We start from the raw sequence: 18167 nt of genomic DNA, 5'->3' as shown, positions 1-18167 counted from the left end.
AATTCCACTTACCCAGCCTGAAAAGCGTAGAGAACCCATGATCCTGCATAAATTCAAGACCCAGGCCGATCTCGACCGTGCCGCAGCCGACCTGATCATTTCCGTTGTCCGTTCCAAGACCAATGCCGTGCTCGGCATGGCCACCGGCGGCACACCCGTGGGCCTGTACAAGGAAATCGTCAAGACTTACCAGCAGGGTCTGATCAGCTTCAAGGAAGCGCGCACTTTCAACCTCGACGAATACGTCGGGCTGCCGGTGACCCACCCCGAAAGCTATCGCGCCTTCATGCAGCGCAACCTGTTCGACCACATCGACATCAAGCCCGAGAACACCCACGTACCGAACGGCAACGCGCCGGACATCGACGCCGAGTGCCGCCGCTACGACGAGATGCTGTACCAGCAAGGCCCGGTCGACCTGCAACTGCTGGGTATCGGCCACAACGGCCACATCGGCTTCAACGAGCCGGATACCGAACTGTCGCGCTTCACCTACAAGGTGACGCTGAAGGAAGACACCCGCGAAGCCAACAAGCGCTTCTTCAACAGCCTGGACGAAGTGCCGACCCACGCCGTGACCATGGGCATGGGCACCATCATGCAGGCCAAGATGATCCTGCTGGTGGTCAAGGGCCAGGAAAAGGCCGAGATCCTCGACCGCACCCTGAACGGCCCGATCACCACCCAGGTGCCGGCTTCGCTGCTGCAAACCCACCCGCGCGTGATCGTGATGACCGACTGCGACGTGCAGTACAAGGTTTCGCACTGATCCCACGCGGCTGAAACCCGACCCAAACCCCAACCGGGGTTTGGGTTTTTATTTGGACTCAAGAAGATGAAGATTCTCGTTCTCCCTGGTGATGGCATCGGTCCCGAGATCGTTGCGCAAGCGAAGAAAGTACTGGCCGCGCTGCAGACCGACGGCCTGAAGATCGAGCTGGAAGAAGCCCCGCTGGGCGGCGCCGGCTACGACGCCTACGGCTCGCCGTACCCCGAAGTCACGCAGAAGCTGGCGCGCGCCGCCGACGCCGTGCTGCTGGGCGCCGTGGGCGGCCCGCAATACGACAAGCTGGATCGCCCGCTGCGCCCCGAGCGCGGCCTGCTGGCCATCCGCAAGGATCTGAACCTGTTCGCCAACCTGCGCCCGGCCATTCTCTATCCCGAGCTGGCCAACGCCTCCACCCTCAAGCCCGAGGTGGTCAGCGGCCTGGACATCCTGATCGTGCGCGAGCTGACCGGCGACATCTACTTTGGCCAGCCGCGCGGCGTGCGCGTCAACGAGGCGGGCGAACGCGAAGGCTTCAACACCATGCTGTACAGCGAATCCGAGATTCGCCGCATCGGCCACGTGGCGTTCCAGGCCGCGCAGAAGCGCAACAAGAAGCTGTGCTCGGTGGACAAGGCCAACGTGCTGGAGACCACCGAGTTCTGGAAGGAAATCATGATCGACGTCGCCCGCGACTACCCGGACGTCGAACTGAGCCACATGTATGTGGACAACGCCGCGATGCAGCTGGTGCGCAACCCCAAGCAATTCGACGTGATGGTCACCGGCAACATCTTCGGCGACATCCTGTCGGACGAAGCCTCGATGCTGACCGGCTCGATCGGCATGCTGCCGTCGGCCTCGCTGGACGCCAACAACAAGGGCCTGTACGAGCCCAGCCACGGCTCCGCGCCGGACATCGCCGGCAAGGACATCGCCAACCCGCTGGCCACCATCCTGTCGCTGGCGATGATGCTGCGCTACAGCTTCAACGCCGAAGCCGCCGCCATCCGCGTCGAGGATGCCGTCAAGGCCGTGCTGGCCAAGGGCCTGCGCACCGCCGACATCTACGAGGCCGGCACCGAGAAGGTGAGCTGCTCGGCGATGGGCGATGCGGTGGTGGCCGCGCTGTAAGCGGTACTGGCAACGATGGGCTGACGGGGAACGGGAGTTTGGCCCCCGGCAAAGCCGGGCGCTTCGTGCCTGTGGTTTGCCGGCCACAGCGCTCTTTGTTCGAGCCCACTCTCCCCGCCCTCGCCGCCGCGAGAGAGCCTCGCTTCGCTCGTTGCGCGTGCCCGGCGACTGCAAGAAAAACGCCGTTTCCTGTTGAGGGAAACGGCGTTTTTCATTGGCCAGCCTATCGCGGTTAGATGTCTTCCAGCGCCAGCAGCTCCGCCACCGTCTGCCGCCGCCGGATCAGGCGGGCCTGGTCGCCGTCGAGCAGGATTTCCGGGATCAGCGGGCGAGTGTTGTAGTTGCTGGACATGCTGGCGCCGTACGCGCCGCCGTCGTGGAACACCACGAAATCGCCCACCGCGGCGGCTGGCAGTGCGCGCGGCGCCACCACGCCGCCTTCCTCCTGGGTGAACACGTCGCCCGATTCGCACAGCGGGCCGGCCAGCACCGTCGGCCGGGTCGGGCCGTGCTTGACCGCACCGTCGGCGGTCAGCAGCGTCACCTCGTGGTGGCTGCCGTACATGGCCGGGCGCATCAGGTCGTTGAAGCCGGCGTCGCACAGCACGAAGTGATTGCTGCCCACGTCCTTCAGCGCGCGGACCTCGGCCACCAGCTTGCCGGACTCGGCCACCAGGAAGCGGCCCGGCTCGATCTCCAGGTGCACCGGGTGCCCCAGGTGGGCCTCGATCTGCTGGCGCGCCTTGTCCCACAGGCTGAAGTAATGCGCGGTGTCGATGCGCTCGCCATCGACCCGGTACGGGATCGACAGGCCGCCGCCGGCCGAGATCGCCCGCAGGTCGCGGCCGCTGGCCTTCACCTGCGCCACCATCGCGTCGCATACCTCCGCCAGATGGCTGTAGTCCACGCCCGAGCCGATGTGCATGTGCAGACCCACCAGGTCGAGCCGATAGCGATCGATCAGCGCGTAGGCTTCGTCCAGGTGCTCGTGCCAGATGCCGTGCTTGCTCTGCTCGCCGCCGGTGTTGGTCTTCTGGCTGTGGCCGTGGCCGAAGCCGGGGTTGATGCGCAGCCACACCCGATGGCCGGGGTTGGCCTGGCCCAGCTGCTCCAGCATCTGCGGGCTGCCTGCATTGACGGGGATGTCCAGTTCCACCACGCGCGCCAGCGTGGCGCGGTCCAGGAGGTCGGCGGTGAAGACGATGCCGCTGTTGGCATCGTTGCCGCGATAGCCGGCGGCCAGCGCGCGCTCGATCTCGCCCAGCGAGACCGCGTCCACCTTCACCCCGGCCTCGCGCATCAGTCGCAGGATATGGATGTTGGAGCACGCCTTCTGGGCGAAGCGGATGGTGTCGAACTGGCGCAGTTGCGCGATGCGCTCGCGGATCACCGCGGCGTCGTAGATCCAGGACGGCGTGCCGTGTTGGCGGGCCAGCGCCACCAGTTGCGGGCCATGGACGGGCTTCATCTCGATAGGCTTCCTGTATTGATTGCGCGCGTATTCAAGCAGAGCGCCGCATCGTGGTAAAACGATGTTTTCTTATCCGCCATCAGCCCGGCTTATGGTCCGCCGCGGCGTCGGCGCCTTCGCTACCACCGCTCATCCATGCTCGACTACAAACTGCTCGAAGCCCTCGAAATGGTCGCCCGCGCCGGCAGCTTCGACGCCGCCGCCAAGCGCATGCACCTGACCCAGTCGGCCGTGTCGCAGCGTATCCGCCTGCTGGAGGAACGCATCGGCGCCGTGCTGCTGGTGCGCGACATTCCCGTGCGCCCGACCCCGGCGGGCGAACGCCTGCTGGCGCACGTCAAGCAGGTGCGCGACCTGGAAACCGACCTGGCGCGGCAGGTGGAAGGCGAGGGCGCCGGCTGGAACTCGCTGAGCGTCGGCGTGAACGCCGACAGCCTGGCCATCGGCCTGATTCCGGCGCTGGCGCCGGTATTGCGCGGCCATCGCATCCTGCTCGAATGCGTGGTGGACGACGAGTCGTACACCCTCGACCTGCTCAAGGCCGGCGAGGTCAGCGGCTGCATCAGCACTCAGGCGCAGGCGGTGGCCGGCTGCGAAGTGGCCTCGCTGGGCGCGCTGGCCTACCTGTTCGTCGCCACGCCGGCCTTCGTCGGCCACTTCTTTGCCGATGGCGTCACCCGCGAGACGCTGACCCATGCGCCGGCCGCCGTCTACGGCCGCAAGCAGAGCCTGCACCGGCGCTGGCTGCGCGAAGCGCACGGCCTGGAAGAGGGCGGCTATCCGTGCCACGCCATTCCCGATTCCAGCGCGCTGTACGCCGCCGCCTGCGCCGGCGTGGCCTACGCCGTGGTGCCGCGCGCCCAGGCCGCGCCGCAACTGGCCGACGGCGCGCTGGTGGCGCTCGGCGTGCCGCCGTTGCCGGTGGCGTTGTACTGGCACTACGCCACGCGGCAGAACGCCGCCGCCCAGGCGCTGACCGAAGCGATCCAGAGCTTCGCCGCACGCTTCGTCACTGCTTGATCAATCCGGAAATCGTCATGTCCCAGCCCCAGATCGTCTTTCTCGACCGCGATACGCTGCCGGTGCCGGTGCATCGTCCGGCCAGCCCGCACCAGTGGATCGAATACCCCGCCAGCAGCGTGGCGCAAGCCGCCGAGCGCCTGGGCGGCGCGGCGGTGGCGATCACCAACAAGGTGCCGATCACCGCCGAAGTGCTGGCCGCCGCGCCGTTGCTCAAGCTGGTGGCGGTGGCCGCCACCGGCTACAACATCATCGATCTGGATGCCTGCCGGGCGCGCGGCGTGGCGGTGTGCAATATCCGCGACTACGCCATCCACGGCGTGGCCGAACACACGCTGATGTTGCTGCTGGCGCTGGCGCGCCAGTTGCCGGCCTACCGCGCCGACGTGCAGGACGGCGCCTGGCAGCGCGCACCGGGTTTCTGTCATTTCGGCGCGCCGATGCGCGACCTGGCCGGATTGCGACTGTGCCTGATCGGCGCCGGCGCGCTGGGTCAGGCCACCGCCCACCTGGCACGCGCCTTCGGCATGGACGTGCGTTTCGTCGAGCGCCGCGGCGCCGATACGGTGCGCGACGGCTACCTGGACTTCGACAGCGCGCTGGCCAGCGCCGACGTGCTCAGCCTGCACTGCCCGCTGACCGACGACACCCGCAACCTGATCGATGCCGCCGCGCTGGCGCGGATGAAGCCCGGCGCGCTGCTGCTCAACACCGCGCGCGGCGGCCTGGTGGACGAAGCCGCGTTGCTGGCCGCCCTGCAAACCGGCCACCTCGGCGGCGCCGGCATCGACGTGCTGCACGAGGAACCGCCGCGCCGCGGCAACCCGCTGCTGGACGTGTCGCTGCCCAACCTGATCGTCACCCCGCACGTGGCCTGGGCCAGCGAACAGACCATGCAGCGACTGGCCGGACAACTCACCGACAACATCGACGCCTTTCTCAAGGGCGAGCCGCGCAACCTGGTCTGACGGCGATCTGGGGCGTTCGCCGTCGGCGGTGGCATCGCGCACGAGGAATGCGCATTGCCATGCGCAAGTACATCAGCTGAGTTCCCCGCTAAGCCAGACCACCATTGGCGCGCAGCACCTGCCCATTCACCCAGCCCGCGTGCGGGCTGACCAGGAACGACACCACCGACGCGATATCGTCCGGCTGGCCCAGCCGTTGCAGCGGCGGCATCCGGGCGAAGTTTTCGATCTGTTCCTCGGTCTTGCCCTGTAGGAACAGCTCGGTCGCCACCGGCCCCGGCGCCACCGCGTTCACCGTGATGTCGCGGCCGCGCAGTTCCTTGGCGAACACCTGGGTCATCGCCTCCACCGCCGCCTTCGACGCGTTGTAGATCGCATAGCCCGGCAGCTTCAGCGCCAGCGCGGTGGTGGAGAAATTGACGATGCGCCCGCCCTGGTTCAGCCGCGTCGCGGCTTCGCGCAGGCCGTTGAAGGTGCCGCGCACATTGATGTCGAAGGTGCGCTGGTAGACCTCGTCGTCGGCCTCGGCGATCGGCGCCACCTGCATCACCCCGGCGTTATTCACCAGCACGTCCACCTTGCCCAGCTGCCGTTCGGCCTCGTCGAACAGGGCGCGCATCGCCGCCGGATCGGCGACGTCGGCGCGTACCGCGATGGCGCGGCCGCCGGCGGCCTCGATCCGCGCCACCAGTTGCCCGGCGTCGCCGACGCTGGCGGCGTAGTTGACCACCACGGCAAAGCCATCGTGCGCCAGCCGCTCGGCGATGGCGGCACCGATGCCGCGCGAGGCGCCGGTGACGATGGCAACTTTGGAAGAGAGGGCGTCGTTCATGCTGCGCATCCACGAATGAGGGGAATACGAAGCATGGGCGATTCCGCTGGCGGACGCATTACCGGATTCACCCGAGACGCGCCGCTGCTGCGGGCCGGCGCTCAGGCCAGCGTGTCGATCAGCGAGCCGATCATCTCGTCGGCCGCCTTCACCACCTTGGCGGCGGCCTGGAAGTTGTCCTTGGCCTCGGTGGTGCCGACCAGACCGCGAGTCAGGCCGTCGGTGTCGTCGCGCAGCCCGGCGGAGGCGACGCGTGCCGACGAGACGTCCAGCGCCCGCTGGTAGGTCTGCATCCCGGCCAGGCCGATGCCCAAGGTGGAGAAGCTCATGATCGTTCCTGTAATCCGTGCCAAGCCGTGCCGGCAAGGCCACCGACATCCGACGATGATGCCGCGCGCCGGACGATTGCGGGGGCGAAGCGGCTGCCTGGCCCGCCGGGCGGCCGCGTGCGGCCGTGGTGACAGTTGGGCGTCGCATGGCCGTCATCTGTTGTTCATTGTATAGACATCTCGCTTTCATCTGACGCGCCCAGAATCCGCGCCATCGTTCAACACGGGGAGCGCGGCCATGGCCATCGCTTTGGAAATCCGCCAGCTCAGCAAGACCTTCACCCCAGGCCAGAAGGCGCTGGACAACGTGAACCTGCGCGTGGATGAGGGCGAGATGGTGGTGCTGCTCGGCGCTTCCGGCTCGGGCAAATCCACCCTGCTGCGCCATATCGCCGGTTTCGTCTGCGGCGACGCCGGCAGCGGCAGCGTCAAGGTGCTGGACCGCTACGTGCAGCGCGACGGCAAGCTGGCGCGCGACGTGCGCGCGCTGCGCACCCAGATCGGCTTCGTGTTCCAGCAGTTCAACCTGGTCGGGCGCCTGCCGCTGACCACCAACGTGCTGACCGGCATGTTGCACCGCGTGCCGCCGTGGCGCTCGGTGTTCAAGTGGTTCACCCGCGACGAGCGCCAGCGCTGCATGGCGGCGCTGGCGCAGGTGGGCATCGACAAATACGCCGCGCAGCGTGCGTCCACGTTGTCCGGCGGTCAGCAACAACGCGCCGCCATCGCCCGCACCCTGGTGCAGGAAGCGCGCCTGATCCTGGCCGACGAGCCGATCGCCTCGCTCGACCCCGCCGCCGCGCGCAAGGTGATGGACACCCTGGCCCGCATCAACCGCGAGCTGGGCACCACCGTGATCGTGTCGCTGCACCAGGTGGACATCGCCATGCGCTATTGCCAGCGCGTGGTGGCGCTGCACCAGGGGCGCGTGGTCTACGACGGCACCCCGGCGCGGCTGACCCCGGCGCTGCTGCACGACATCTACGGCCCGCTGGCCACCGAATTGATCGCCCACGGCGCGCCCGAGGCGCAAGCCGCGCCGCAGCCCGCGCTCGCCCACTGATAACCCCACCCCGCCATCAAGGAGTCGTTCCGATGTTCCGTCGTTTTCTGACCGCGGTCGCGCTGGCCGCCACCGTGCTGCCGCTCCACGCCGCCGAAGCGCCGAAAGAACTGAATTTCGGCATCATCGCCACCGAATCCACCGGCGCGCTGCGCCAGATGTGGCAGCCGCTGGTCGATGACATGAGCAAGCAGCTCGGCATCAAGGTGAACGCATTTTTCGCCCCGGACTACGCCGGCGTGATCGAAGGCATGCGCTTCAACAAGGTGCAGCTCGGCTGGTTCGGCAACAAGTCCGCCATCGAGGCGGTCGATCGCGCCGGCGGCGAAGTGTTCGCCCAGCAGGTGGACGCCGACGGCGCCCCGGGCTACTGGTCGCTGCTGATCACCCACAAGGACAGCGGCATCACCTCGGTGGACCAGGTGCTGAAGAACAAGGGCAAGTACACGCTGGGCATGGGCGATCCGCAATCGACCTCGGGCTTCCTGGTGCCGGGCTACTACCTGTTCGCCCAGAACGACATCAACCCCAAGACCCACTTCAGCACGGTGCGCAACGCCAACCACGAGACCAACATCATGGCCGTGCTCGCCCGCCAGGTGGACGTCGCCACCAACAACACCGAACAACTGGACAAGCTGAAGCAGACCTCGCCGGAGCGCTACGCGCAGATCCGCGTGCTGTGGCGTTCGCCGCTGATCCCGAAGGACCCGCTGGTGTACCGCAAGGATCTGCCGGACGACCTGAAGAACCGCATCCGCGCCTTCATCGTCGGCTACGGCAAGAACGAGCGCGAAAAGGCCGTGCTCAAGGCCATCTACAACACCGGCAGCTTCCGCGCCTCCAGCGATGCCCAATTGCTGCCCACCCGCCAGCTGGAACTGGCCCGCGTGAAGAGCAAGATCGAGGACGACACCACGTTGTCCGACGCCGAGAAGAAGACCCAGCTCGACGACGTGAACGCCAGGCTGGCCGAACTGGGCCGCCAACTGGCCGCCGCCGGCAGCAAGTAAGCAACGCGACGCGCCGGCGGGCTCCACCGCCGGCGCGTCGCCATTTGGAACGCCATCATGACCGACCTTGCAATTGCCATTCCGCCCGCGCCGCGCCCGGCGCACCACACCGGCCGCCTGATCGGCTGGGCGCTGTTGTGCCTGGTGCTGGCCTGGGCCTGGCGCGGCGCCGACATGCGCCCGCTCGACCTGTTCCGCGATTCCGGCAACATGGCGCAGTTCGCCGGCGACTTCTTCCCGCCCAATTTCCGCGACTGGCGCATCTACCTGAGCGAGATGATCGTCACCGTGCAGATCGCCCTGTGGGGCACGGTGCTGGCCGTGGTCTGCGCCGTGCCGCTGGGGGTCTTGTCGTCCGCCAACATCGTGCCGGCCTGGGTCTACCAGCCGGTGCGCCGCGTCATGGATGCCTGCCGCGCCATCAACGAGATGGTGTTCGCCATGCTGTTCATCGTCGCCGTCGGCCTGGGGCCGTTTGCCGGCGTGCTGGCGCTGTGGGTGCACACCACCGGCATTCTCGCCAAGCTGTTCTCCGAGGCGGTCGAGGCCATCGACCCGCGCCCGGTGGAAGGCATCCGCTCCACCGGCGCCTCGCCGCTGGAGGAAGTGATCTACGGCGTGATTCCGCAGGTGCTGCCGCTGTGGATCTCGTATTCGCTGTACCGCTTCGAATCGAACGTGCGCTCGGCCTCGGTGGTCGGCATGGTCGGTGCCGGCGGCATCGGCGTGGTGCTGTACGAGATCATCCGCGGCTTCCAGTACGCCGACACCTGCGCGGTGATGATCATGATCGTCGTCACCGTGTCGCTGATCGACCTGATCTCCGCCCGCATCCGCAAGGGCCTGATTTGAGAGCCACTGGCAAAACCCTCCTTGCGGTGCCGCGCTCCTTGCCGGAACCGCCGGGTTTTGTTGGCCGCTGAACCCCGTTTACGGAGGCAACATGGCGCTGAGCATCGCCGACATCCATCTGCTGTTCAACCGCCGTGGCGAGGAATACTACGGTGCCGAGGGCGTGTCGCAGCGCGAGCACGCGTTGCAGTGCGCCGAACTGGCCGAGCGCGCCGGCGCCAGCGCCGCGCTGATCACCGCCGCGCTGCTGCATGACCTGGGCCACCTGGTCCATGAAATGGGGGACGATCCCGCCGCCGAAGGCGTGGACGACGTGCACCAGTTCCTGGCGCTGCCGTTCCTGCGGCCGCTGTTCGACCACGACGTGCTGGAGCCGATCCGCCTGCACGTCGACGCCAAGCGCTACCTGTGCGCGGTGCAGCCGGGCTACCGCGGCATGCTGTCGTTCGCCTCGCAGCGCAGCCTGAACCTGCAAGGCGGCACGATGACCCAGGCGGCGGCCGCCGAGTTCATTGCCCAGCCCTACGCCGCCGACGCGGTGCGGCTGCGCCAGTGGGACGATCTGGCCAAGGTGCCGGGCAAGCCCACGCCATCACTGGAGCATTACCTGGCGATTGCAGCGACTGCGACACGCATCATTCCAGCCTGAACCCACCCGGCATTTCATCGCCCTCCACGGCAACTCGATCCTGGTTTCGGGCGCTTGGTCGCAGCGCCCGGCCGGCGTCCGGCCCGCTGCCTAGCATGGCTGCGAGGCGTCGGGAACGCCGCATGATCGAGGAGAACGCGATGGAACAATCGAAACCGGGCCAGGGGCCGTTCCTGGCCATGATGCTGGCCTGCCTGCCCAACGGCGTGATGAACTTCGCGCTGCCGCTGTACGCCCATGCCCTGGGGGCGGGCGCGGTGCAGGTGGGTATCTGTTTCACCCTGGCCAGCATCACCCAGTTGCTGTGCCGCCCGGCGGTGGGTTGGTGGATGGATCGTGGCGACAAGCGGGTGTTCCTGGTGCTGGGCTGCGTGTTGCAGGGCCTGGCGTTCTGGAGCTACGCCGCCTCGCGGCAGGTGTCGATGCTGTACCTGTCGGCAGTGGTGGCGGCCGTGGCCAACAGTCTGATCTGGACCGCCGCGCTGGCGCTGGTGGCCGCGCAGGATCGCCGCGTGGGCGAGGGGATGGGCCGGCTGGAATCCGCCAGCGCGCGCGGGGCGCTGATCGGCGCCATTCCCGCGTTCAACGTGGTGGGGATGTTCAGCCTGGAGCACAGCTGGCCGTTCATCATGGCGGCCTTCGCCATGGGGGCGGTGGTGGCCGCGCTGGCCGCGTGGCGGATGGTGCCGCGCACGCCGTCCGGCGCCCAGGCCGCCATGCCGCTGCCGGGCCCGGATCGCCGCCGCCTGCATCGCCTGCTGGCGCTGGCACTGCTGACCGCGCTGGCCGGCGGCATGGTGCTGCCGGTGCTGATGCTGTACCTGAGCGAGCGCTTCGGCGCGCCGTCGTCGACCATCGCCGGCGCCTACATCCCGGCCGCGCTGGTGCTGAGCATTCTGCCCGGCCATGCCGGTCGCCTAGTGGATCGCCTGGGCAGCACGCGCCCGCTGGTGGCCGGGCTGGGCCTGATGGCGGCGGCGATGTTGCTGATGCCGTGGATGACGCACCTGGGCTGGCTGATCGCGCTGTGGGTGGTGGAAGCCTGCGGCATGGCGCTGGTGGTGCCGGCCGAACGCAAGCTGGTGGCGGGAATCTGCGGCGCGCGCGGCGGCACGGTGTTCGGGCTGTACGCCACCGTCGCCAACGCGGCCACCGCGGTGGGACCGCTGCTGGGCGGCGCGGCGTACCAGTACCTCGACCATCGTGCGCCGTTCGCCGTGGCCGCCGCGCTGCTGGGGCTGACCGCCGCGCTCTACCTGCGCTGGTCCGGCGCGCTGGGCGCTTCGGCGGTGCTGCCGGTCGGCGCGGTCAGCAGCAGTGCCACGAACTGATCGCCGGCCTCTGCCAGCTCGCCGTCGTTGGCGATCTCAGTCAGCGCCATGCCGTCCGGCAACGGCGGCGGCGTGCGCGCCAGGCGGGCGGCCACGGCGGCCTCGTCTTCGCGGCCGCGCGCGGCCAGGCGTTTGGCCAACGTATCCGGCCGGGCGGTCAGCAGCACTGCTTCCAGCCGGGGATAGCGCTGCCAAGCCAGCGGCAGGTGGGCGCGCGAGCCGTTGACCACCACGGTGAGGCCGGCCGCCAGCCAGTCGTCGATCTCGCGGTCGATGCCGTAATGCAGGCCGTGGCTGCCCCACCACAGCGCGAAGCGACCCTCGTCCAGCGCGCTGTGGAATTCGTCCTCGCTCAGCGCCAGGTGATCCTCGCCGCCGGCCGTGGCGGGGCGGGTGACGGCGCGCCGGGCGAAGCGCACCCCGCCGCCTTGCGGCAGCCGCGCCAGGCTGGCGCGGGCGTGCGCCAGCACGCTGTCCTTGCCGACGCCGGACGGCCCCACCAGCACGATCAGACGCCCGCTCACAGCGCGCTGCCCAGCGCGAAGCGCCGCGTCAGGCGGAACGGCGCGCCGGGGCTGTCCTCGACGAACAGGCACAGTTCGCCCACCGGCAGGGGCTGGTCCAGCACCGGCGCGAAGTGTGCGGCCAGCAGCGGCAACAGCGCGCTGCGTTGCGGTTCGGGCAGCGGATCGGTCAGCGTGAAATGGCAGCGGAAGCGCTCGAACACGTGCGGGTAGCCCCAGCGTTCCAGCAGGTAGCGGGCCCGCACGTCCAGCTGACCGGGACGGCGGCGTTCCAGTTCGGCGGCGGCCGGCGGGGCGCGGAAGCGGTCGAACTCCGCCACGCAGGCGTCGGCTAGTGCCTGCAATGCCTGCGATTCCTCGCGCGGGCGCAGGCAGATGAAGCCGGCCAGCGCCGTCACCTGCAACGGCAGCAGGGTGAACGGCGCGGTGGTGGCGGCGAATTGTTCCAGCGCCAGCAGCAGCTGGGCTTCGTCATAGGGGTCGGCCAGGCGGAACGGCGCCTTGAGCGTGGCATGCAGGCCATAGCGGCGCGGGGCGCCGACCAGGCTGTTCCAGGTGGCGTGGTCCAGCCCCAGCATGGTGGACGGCGTCAGCGCGTCGCCGCGTTCGGCGTCGCGGCCCAGCCAGCGGTTGCCGACGCTCCACAGCGGATGCGTCTGCGGCGGGGCCAGATAGAGGGCGTAGCGGTAGCTCATGCGGTCACCCGCGGCAAATCCTCGGCCAGATGGACCAGCCGGCCGCCGGCCACGGTCGCCACCACGCGCGGGGTGGCGGGATCGCTGGCGTCCAGCACGATCAGGTCGGCGCGCTGGCCGACGGCGAGTTCGCCGCGGTCGGTCAGACCGGCGGCGCGCGCCGGGTTGGCGGCGACCAGTTTCCAGGCGCCGGCCCAGCCGACCACGCCGTCGGCGGCCAGTTGGCAGGCCGCCGCCAGCGGCGCCGGGTAGTAGTAGTCGGAAGCCAAGATGTCGCACAGGTCGGCGGCCACCATCTCGCGCGCGGCGGGGGCGCCGCAGTGGCTGCCGCCGCGCACCACGTTGGGCGCGCCGAACACGGTGGGGCTGCCCAGCTCGCGGGCGGCCGCCGTGGCCTCGGCGGTGCGCGGGAATTCGCTGATGGTGCAGCCCAGCGCCTGGAAGGCCGCGCGCTCGGCGCGGGTGTCGTCGTCGTGCGAGGCCATCGCCACCCCGGCGGCGCGGGCGTGGCCGGCCAGCCGGGCGATGGCGGCGGGCACTTCGTCGCCGCGCGCCGCCACCCGCGTCACCAGCGCGCGGAATCCGGCCAGCGGCATGCCGGCGCGTTCGGCGTACTTGCGCAGCTTGCCGTCGTCGCCCAGCCGCGCCTGCACCATGTCGAGATGGTCGTTGAACGCCAGCAGGTCGATGTGGCCGGTGGCCAGCCAGTCGGCGATCTCGTCCACGGCGTCGAGGTTGTAGGTCTCCCAGCGCAGGTGGATGCGGTGGTCGGCGCCCAGGCGCGGCTTCAGTCGCGCCAGCGCATTGCGGATGCCGATGGCGTTGTCGCGGCCCCGCAGGCCGCCTTCCCAGCTCCAGGTGATGCCGTGGAACGCGGTGGTGATGCCGTTGGCGACCAGTTGGCGATCGGTGTCGGCCAGCGCCAGCGGCAGCGGGAACGCCGCCTCCGGGCGCGGCAGGATCTGGCGCTCGAACGCATCGCCATGCAGATCGACGATGCCCGGCAGCACCAGATAGTCGCCGCAATCGAGCGCGCCGACCGGCGCAGGGCCGTCGCAGCCGGCGATCAGGCCGTCGGCGAAGGCGAGGGGGGTGTCATGCCAATGGCCGTCGTCCAGCAGCACGCGACGACCAACGATTCCTTGCAACATGTGGGTCTCCTTGTCCGGGCCGGGATGCTACGGGGCTTGCATGACGGTTTTGCGTGGGGCGGCGCGTTGCCGCGCTGCCCCGCTGGGAAGGGAGAAGAGGGAAGGGGGAAGGGTGACAAAACCCAGACCCCAAATCTTGAACCACAGAGGACACAGAGAACACGGAGAAAACCGGGAGGAAGGTAATGGAAGAAGGAAGAATCGTGGCAAAGCAACCATTGGCCGCCGCACCCCGGTTTACTTCCTCTTTGCTTTGGTTTTCTCTGTGAAACTCTGTGCTCTCCGTGTCCTCTGTGGTTCAAGATTTGGGGTCACGCCGTTGCCCTTCCCCCTTCACTCTTCCCCGCCAACCACCAACTGCACCGCATCCCCCGCCAGCCGGCTGATGCCGAATTCGATGGGGACGCCGTGCTGGTCGATGTTGATCCCTTCCACCTGCAACACCGGCTGGTTCTTCGGGCGTTGCAGGTGCCGCGCCACGGCTTCGTCGGGCAGGCGGGCGGTGATGCGGCTTTCCAGCCGCTCGTAGTCGGCCACGCCGTAGCGCTGCATCGCGCTGGTGATCGAGCCGGTCTCGGCATACGCCTCGGCCAGGCCGGCGAAGCGCTGCGCCGGGAAGAAGCGGGTGGTCATGCTGACCACGCGGCCGTCGGCGCGTGCCAGGCTGTCCACCTGCAACACCCGCTCGCCCTCGGCCAGCCGCAGCGCCTGCGCCACCTTGGCGCTGGCGGGGATCTCCTGCGAGCGCAGCACTTCGATCTGGCCTTCGCGTTGCAGGCGCTTGAGCGATTCGGAGAAACGCATGCGCTTGCCCATGCTGTAGTGCACGGCGTAGTCCTGCAAAAAGATGCCGCGCCCCTGTTCCACCCGCACCAGCCCGCGCGTCTCCAGCGCGGCCACGGCGCGGCGGATGGTGTGGCGGTTGACCTCGAAACGCGCCGCGAACTCGGCCTCGGTCGGCAGGCGCTCGCCCGCCCGGTAGTGTTGCTGGGCGATCTCCGCCTCGATGGCCTGTTCGATCTGGCGCCACACTGCCACGCCGGAACCGCGCTGGATCATGGTCTGCTGTCCTGTGCCGGAAAACCGCGATGTTGCCGCAGCCGTGCCCGGCCCGGTACCCGTTTCAAAAAAGATTCATGCGTCGGTGGTTTACTTGCCGCGTTGCTTGCGCCGATACTCTCGGCCGTAACTTGTATAGACATTTATACATGAAGGAGCCGCGATGACTCAACTTTGCGACCCGGCGCAACGGCGCCACTGGCTGGGCGTACTGGCCCAGGCCAGCCCGGTCGAGCTGGAGCAACACCTGGCGCGCCGCGCCTTGCCCGCGCTGCACTGGCTGCGCCGGCCGGAGACCGGCCTGATGATGGTGCGCGGCCGCGCCGGCGGCACCGGCGCCCAGTTCAACCTGGGCGAGGTGTCGGTCACCCGCTGCGCGGTGCAGGACGACGCCGGCCGGCTCGGCGTCGGTTACGTGCGGGGCAGGGTGGGGCGCCATGCTGAGCTGGTGGCGCTGTTCGACCTGCTGTTGCAGGACGACATCCAGCGCGCCGACCTGTTGCCGGCGCTGATCGAGCCGCTGGCCGCGCGCCAGCGCGCCGCGCGCGCCACCGCCGGCGCCCAGGCCGCCGCGACGCGCGTCGAATTCTTCACGCTGGCACGAGGGGATTGACCATGAATGCACCGCTTCTGCCCGGCTTCGCCCAGCCCGAGGACCACGCCCAGCGCGTGTTCCGCCTGCTGCTGGACGCACTGGCGCGCCCCGGCCGGGTGCAGACCCTGCCGTTCGAGTTCGCCGCGCCGGCGCCGCTGGCCCCCGCGACCGGCGCCGCCGCGCTCGCCTTGCTCGATTACGAAACGCCGGTCTGGCTGCAAAGCGCCGACAGCGCGCCGTGGCTGCGCTTCCACGCCGGCTGCCCGCTGGTGGACGACCCGGCGCGGGCGCGCTTCGCGCTGATCGACGATGCCGGCGCCATGCCGCCGTTGAGCGCGTTCGCCCAGGGCGAACCGGAATACCCGGATCGCTCCGCCACGCTGCTGATCCAGGTGGCGGGCTTCGCACCGCACGCTTCGACCGAGCGCGGCCCGACCTTACGCGGCCCGATCTGGTCCGGTCCCGGCATCGCCGACGAAGTGCGGCTGGGCGTGGTCGGGCTGCCCGACGGTTTCTGGCGCGACTGGCAGCGCAATGCCGGGCATTTCCCGCTGGGGGTCGATCTGTTGCTGGTGGCGGGCGCGCAGGTGGTCGGCCTGCCGCGTACCACCACCGTTCGGGAGGCATGACATGTACGTGGCCGTCAAAGGCGGGGAAACCGCCATTCTCAACGCCGGCACCTTGCTGGCGCAGGCGCGCCGGGGCGATCCGGCGGTGTCCGAAGTCTCGGTGGCGCAGATCGCCGGCCAGTTGCGGCTGGGCGTGGCGCGGGTGATGGCCGAGGGCTCGCTCTACGACGAGGAGCTGGCGGCGCTGGCGCTCAAACAGGCGGCCGGCGATCAGGTCGAGGCGATCTTCCTGTTGCGCGCCTACCGCACCACGCTGCCGCGCTTCGGCTACAGCCAGCCGCTGGATACCGCGCGCATGGCGGTGCGGCGGCGCATTTCCGCCACCTTCAAGGAACTGCCGGGCGGCCAGGTGCTGGGGCCGACCTACGACTACACCCAGCGCCTGCTCGATTTCTCGCTGCTGGCCGGCGGCGAGGCGCCGGTGGTCGCCGAGGCCGCGCAGCCGCTGCCCGAACACCTGCCGCGCGGCATCGACCTGCTGGGCGAGGAAGGGCTGATCGAGCCGGAACTGCCGCCGCCGGGCGATCCGGCGCCGGCCGATCTGTCGCGCGAGCCGCTGTCGTTCCCGGCCGGGCGCGCCACCCGCCTGCAAAATCTGGCGCGCGGCGACGAGGGCTTTCTGCTGGCGCTGGGTTATTCCACCCAGCGCGGCTATTCGCACACCCACCCGTTCGCCGGCGAGATCCGCATGGGCGAGGTGGCGCTTGAGGTAGTGCCCGAAGAGCTGGGTTTCGCCATCCAGATTGGCGAGATCACCGTGACCGAGTGCCAGATGGTCAACCAGTTCGCCGGCTCCAGCACCACGCCGCCGCAGTTCACCCGCGGCTACGGCCTGGCTTTTGGCGAGGCCGAGCGCAAGACCATGGCGATGGCGCTGGTCGATCGCGCGCTGCGCTGCGCCGAGCTGGGCGAGGAGCCCGCCGCGCCGGCGCAGCAGGCCGAATTCGTGTTGTCGCACTCCGACAACGTCGAGGCCGGCGGCTTCGTACAGCACCTGAAGCTGCCGCACTACGTCGATTTCCAATCCGAGCTGGAACTGGTGCGCCGCATGCGCGCCGCCATCGCCAGCGCGCAGCCTGCCCAGGAGCAGACCGCATGAGCGCCACCGGCTACAACTTCGCCTACCTCGACCCGCAGACCAAGCGGATGATCCGCCGCGCGCTGCTCAAGGCCGTTGCCATCCCGGGCTACCAGGTGCCGTTCGGCAGCCGCGAGATGCCGCTGCCCTACGGCTGGGGCACCGGCGGCATCCAGGTCACCGCCTCGGTGCTGGGGCGCGACGATGTGCTCAAGGTGATCGACCAGGGTTCGGACGACACCGTGAACGCGGTGAACATCCGCCGCTTCTTCGCCCGCACCGCCGACGTGGCCACCACCGACCGCACGGCGGAGGCGACGGTGATCCAGACCCGCCACCGCATCCCCGAGGCGCCGCTCGCCGAAGGCCAGATCATGGTGTACCAGGTGCCCGAGCCCGAGCCGATGCGCCGGCTGGAGCCGCGCGAGGCGGTGACGCGCACCCTGCACGCGCTGGCCGACTACGGCTTCATGCACGTGAAGCTGTACGAGGACATCGCCCGCTACGGCCACATCGCCACCACCTACGACTACCCGGTGATGGTCAACGGCCGCTACCTGATGTCGCCGTCGCCGATCCCCAAGTTCGACAACCCCAAGCTGCACCGCAGCCCCGCGCTGCAACTGTTCGGCGCCGGGCGCGAGAAGCGCGTCTACGCGGTGCCGCCGTACACCCGCGTGGAAAGCCTGGATTTCGAGGACCACCCGTTCAGCGTGCAGCGCTGGGACGAACCGTGCGCACTGTGCGGCGCCGACGACAGCTTCCTCGACGAAGTGGTGCTGGACGACGCCGGCGGGCGGATGTTCGTCTGTTCCGATTCCGAATACTGCGCATCGCGGCAGCACGCCGGCCACACCGGCCCGGCCCATCGAGCGCAGCGAGGCTCCCTCGCGGCGGCGAGGGCGGGGGAAGTTGGAATCGAGCAAGGGAAGCCGGTGCCGGCATCAAACGATACGGCGAGCGCCCGGCTTGGCCGGGGGCCTGCTTCTTCCTGAATTGGAGCTTAAC

Annotated in this window: 20 protein-coding genes; 13 read left to right on the top strand and 7 right to left on the bottom strand. The window is 69.1% G+C overall.

The window, feature by feature from the left end; translation table 11 throughout:
• Positions 1-37: 37 nt before the first annotated feature.
• Positions 38-769 carry a glucosamine-6-phosphate deaminase gene (gene nagB / locus C556_RS0108275; protein ID WP_018747772.1) on the top strand — a complete coding sequence of 244 codons (732 nt, stop codon included), beginning with the start codon at positions 38-40 and terminating at the stop codon, positions 767-769.
• Positions 770-835: 66 nt separating this feature from the next.
• Positions 836-1900 carry a 3-isopropylmalate dehydrogenase gene (leuB, locus tag C556_RS0108270; protein WP_018747771.1) on the top strand — a complete coding sequence of 355 codons (1065 nt, stop codon included), beginning with the start codon at positions 836-838 and terminating at the stop codon, positions 1898-1900.
• A 232-nt stretch (positions 1901-2132) separates the two neighbouring features.
• Here the strand turns inward: leuB and lysA are convergent, their stop codons facing one another.
• Positions 2133-3368, bottom strand: coding sequence for a diaminopimelate decarboxylase (gene lysA / locus C556_RS0108265; protein WP_018747770.1), 1236 nt, complete (start codon positions 3366-3368; stop codon positions 2133-2135).
• Positions 3369-3506: 138 nt separating this feature from the next.
• Between lysA and C556_RS0108260 the strand changes: the two genes are divergently transcribed.
• Together C556_RS0108260 and C556_RS0108255 are read left to right on the top strand one after the other, a co-directional pair.
• The gene (locus C556_RS0108260) at positions 3507-4391 is read left to right on the top strand and encodes a LysR family transcriptional regulator ArgP (RefSeq protein WP_018747769.1); all 885 of its coding nucleotides are present in this window, start codon (positions 3507-3509) and stop codon (positions 4389-4391) included.
• A 17-nt stretch (positions 4392-4408) separates the two neighbouring features.
• Complete coding sequence (locus C556_RS0108255; protein WP_018747768.1) at positions 4409-5359, top strand: D-2-hydroxyacid dehydrogenase; 951 nt, start codon at positions 4409-4411, stop codon at positions 5357-5359.
• 88 nt (positions 5360-5447) lie between these two features.
• Here C556_RS0108255 and C556_RS0108250 read toward each other — a convergent pair whose 3' ends face one another.
• Together C556_RS0108250 and C556_RS0108245 are read right to left on the bottom strand one after the other, a co-directional pair.
• Entirely contained in the window at positions 5448-6191 is a 744-nt protein-coding gene (locus C556_RS0108250; protein WP_018747767.1) for an SDR family oxidoreductase, read from the bottom strand.
• Positions 6192-6292: 101 nt separating this feature from the next.
• Positions 6293-6520: a flagellar basal body rod C-terminal domain-containing protein gene (locus tag C556_RS0108245; protein WP_018747766.1), complete on the bottom strand. Its 228-nt coding sequence runs from the start codon at positions 6518-6520 to the stop codon at positions 6293-6295.
• A gap of 238 nt (positions 6521-6758) precedes the next feature.
• Between C556_RS0108245 and phnC the strand changes: the two genes are divergently transcribed.
• From phnC to C556_RS0108220, 5 genes are all read left to right on the top strand, one after another.
• Positions 6759-7583: a phosphonate ABC transporter ATP-binding protein gene (phnC, locus tag C556_RS0108240; RefSeq protein ID WP_018747765.1), complete on the top strand. Its 825-nt coding sequence runs from the start codon at positions 6759-6761 to the stop codon at positions 7581-7583.
• A 32-nt stretch (positions 7584-7615) separates the two neighbouring features.
• Entirely contained in the window at positions 7616-8596 is a 981-nt protein-coding gene (gene phnD, locus C556_RS0108235; RefSeq protein ID WP_018747764.1) for a phosphonate ABC transporter substrate-binding protein, read from the top strand.
• 57 nt (positions 8597-8653) lie between these two features.
• On the top strand, positions 8654-9448 hold the full coding sequence (gene phnE, locus C556_RS0108230; RefSeq protein WP_018747763.1) for a phosphonate ABC transporter, permease protein PhnE: 795 nt from the start codon (positions 8654-8656) through the stop codon (positions 9446-9448).
• Between the two features lie 91 nt (positions 9449-9539).
• Entirely contained in the window at positions 9540-10097 is a 558-nt protein-coding gene (locus tag C556_RS0108225) for a phosphonate degradation HD-domain oxygenase (RefSeq protein ID WP_018747762.1), read from the top strand.
• Between the two features lie 140 nt (positions 10098-10237).
• Positions 10238-11428, top strand: coding sequence for an MFS transporter (locus tag C556_RS0108220; RefSeq protein WP_040430815.1), 1191 nt, complete (start codon positions 10238-10240; stop codon positions 11426-11428).
• Here C556_RS0108220 and phnN read toward each other — a convergent pair.
• From phnN to phnF, 4 genes are all read right to left on the bottom strand, one after another.
• Positions 11350-11952, bottom strand: coding sequence for a phosphonate metabolism protein/1,5-bisphosphokinase (PRPP-forming) PhnN (phnN, locus tag C556_RS19805; protein WP_018747760.1), 603 nt, complete (start codon positions 11950-11952; stop codon positions 11350-11352). The two genes, C556_RS0108220 and phnN, sit on opposite strands and share 79 nt — an antisense overlap.
• The gene (locus tag C556_RS0108210; RefSeq protein WP_018747759.1) at positions 11949-12647 is read right to left on the bottom strand and encodes a DUF1045 domain-containing protein; all 699 of its coding nucleotides are present in this window, start codon (positions 12645-12647) and stop codon (positions 11949-11951) included. Before C556_RS0108210 ends, phnN begins: the two co-directional genes overlap by 4 nt.
• Positions 12644-13798, bottom strand: a complete 1155-nt coding sequence (locus C556_RS0108205) for an alpha-D-ribose 1-methylphosphonate 5-triphosphate diphosphatase (RefSeq protein ID WP_026262917.1) — start codon at positions 13796-13798, stop codon at positions 12644-12646. Before C556_RS0108205 ends, C556_RS0108210 begins: the two co-directional genes overlap by 4 nt.
• A 333-nt stretch (positions 13799-14131) precedes the next feature.
• Complete coding sequence (gene phnF / locus C556_RS0108200; RefSeq protein WP_018747757.1) at positions 14132-14857, bottom strand: phosphonate metabolism transcriptional regulator PhnF; 726 nt, start codon at positions 14855-14857, stop codon at positions 14132-14134.
• Between the two features lie 163 nt (positions 14858-15020).
• On the opposite strand from phnF, the gene phnG reads away from it, so the two are divergent.
• From phnG to C556_RS19800, 4 genes are read left to right on the top strand one after another with little or no spacing between them, the layout of a single operon-like run.
• A complete protein-coding gene (gene phnG / locus C556_RS0108195) occupies positions 15021-15470 on the top strand; it encodes a phosphonate C-P lyase system protein PhnG (RefSeq protein WP_018747756.1) in 450 nt (149 codons plus the stop codon).
• A gap of 2 nt (positions 15471-15472) precedes the next feature.
• Positions 15473-16081, top strand: coding sequence for a phosphonate C-P lyase system protein PhnH (gene phnH / locus C556_RS0108190; RefSeq protein WP_018747755.1), 609 nt, complete (start codon positions 15473-15475; stop codon positions 16079-16081).
• Between the two features lies 1 nt (position 16082).
• Positions 16083-17180, top strand: a complete 1098-nt coding sequence (locus C556_RS0108185) for a carbon-phosphorus lyase complex subunit (RefSeq protein WP_018747754.1) — start codon at positions 16083-16085, stop codon at positions 17178-17180.
• Positions 17177-18154, top strand: coding sequence for an alpha-D-ribose 1-methylphosphonate 5-phosphate C-P-lyase PhnJ (locus C556_RS19800; protein ID WP_018747753.1), 978 nt, complete (start codon positions 17177-17179; stop codon positions 18152-18154). The genes C556_RS0108185 and C556_RS19800 overlap by 4 nt, the downstream gene beginning before the upstream one ends.
• Positions 18155-18167: the final 13 nt, after the last annotated feature.

Source organism: Chitiniphilus shinanonensis DSM 23277 (genome assembly GCF_000374805.1).
Classification (GTDB): domain Bacteria; phylum Pseudomonadota; class Gammaproteobacteria; order Burkholderiales; family Chitinibacteraceae; genus Chitiniphilus; species Chitiniphilus shinanonensis.
Note: the sequence above shows the minus strand (reverse complement) of the source record. Positions and strands in the feature narration are given on the sequence as shown.

Excerpts from the sequence above, each read along its gene's own strand:
- nagB (WP_018747772.1), top strand. The coding sequence starts at position 38 with ATGATCCTGCATAAATTCAAGACCCAGGCCGATCTCGACCGTGCCGCA.
- leuB (WP_018747771.1), top strand. The coding sequence starts at position 836 with ATGAAGATTCTCGTTCTCCCTGGTGATGGCATCGGTCCCGAGATCGTT.
- lysA (WP_018747770.1), bottom strand. The coding sequence starts at position 3,368 with ATGAAGCCCGTCCATGGCCCGCAACTGGTGGCGCTGGCCCGCCAACAC.
- C556_RS0108260 (WP_018747769.1), top strand. The coding sequence starts at position 3,507 with ATGCTCGACTACAAACTGCTCGAAGCCCTCGAAATGGTCGCCCGCGCC.
- C556_RS0108255 (WP_018747768.1), top strand. The coding sequence starts at position 4,409 with ATGTCCCAGCCCCAGATCGTCTTTCTCGACCGCGATACGCTGCCGGTG.
- C556_RS0108250 (WP_018747767.1), bottom strand. The coding sequence starts at position 6,191 with ATGAACGACGCCCTCTCTTCCAAAGTTGCCATCGTCACCGGCGCCTCG.
- C556_RS0108245 (WP_018747766.1), bottom strand. The coding sequence starts at position 6,520 with ATGAGCTTCTCCACCTTGGGCATCGGCCTGGCCGGGATGCAGACCTAC.
- phnC (WP_018747765.1), top strand. The coding sequence starts at position 6,759 with ATGGCCATCGCTTTGGAAATCCGCCAGCTCAGCAAGACCTTCACCCCA.
- phnD (WP_018747764.1), top strand. The coding sequence starts at position 7,616 with ATGTTCCGTCGTTTTCTGACCGCGGTCGCGCTGGCCGCCACCGTGCTG.
- phnE (WP_018747763.1), top strand. The coding sequence starts at position 8,654 with ATGACCGACCTTGCAATTGCCATTCCGCCCGCGCCGCGCCCGGCGCAC.
- C556_RS0108225 (WP_018747762.1), top strand. The coding sequence starts at position 9,540 with ATGGCGCTGAGCATCGCCGACATCCATCTGCTGTTCAACCGCCGTGGC.
- C556_RS0108220 (WP_040430815.1), top strand. The coding sequence starts at position 10,238 with ATGGAACAATCGAAACCGGGCCAGGGGCCGTTCCTGGCCATGATGCTG.
- C556_RS0108210 (WP_018747759.1), bottom strand. The coding sequence starts at position 12,647 with ATGAGCTACCGCTACGCCCTCTATCTGGCCCCGCCGCAGACGCATCCG.
- C556_RS0108205 (WP_026262917.1), bottom strand. The coding sequence starts at position 13,798 with ATGTTGCAAGGAATCGTTGGTCGTCGCGTGCTGCTGGACGACGGCCAT.
- phnF (WP_018747757.1), bottom strand. The coding sequence starts at position 14,857 with ATGATCCAGCGCGGTTCCGGCGTGGCAGTGTGGCGCCAGATCGAACAG.
- phnG (WP_018747756.1), top strand. The coding sequence starts at position 15,021 with ATGACTCAACTTTGCGACCCGGCGCAACGGCGCCACTGGCTGGGCGTA.
- phnH (WP_018747755.1), top strand. The coding sequence starts at position 15,473 with ATGAATGCACCGCTTCTGCCCGGCTTCGCCCAGCCCGAGGACCACGCC.
- C556_RS0108185 (WP_018747754.1), top strand. The coding sequence starts at position 16,083 with ATGTACGTGGCCGTCAAAGGCGGGGAAACCGCCATTCTCAACGCCGGC.
- C556_RS19800 (WP_018747753.1), top strand. The coding sequence starts at position 17,177 with ATGAGCGCCACCGGCTACAACTTCGCCTACCTCGACCCGCAGACCAAG.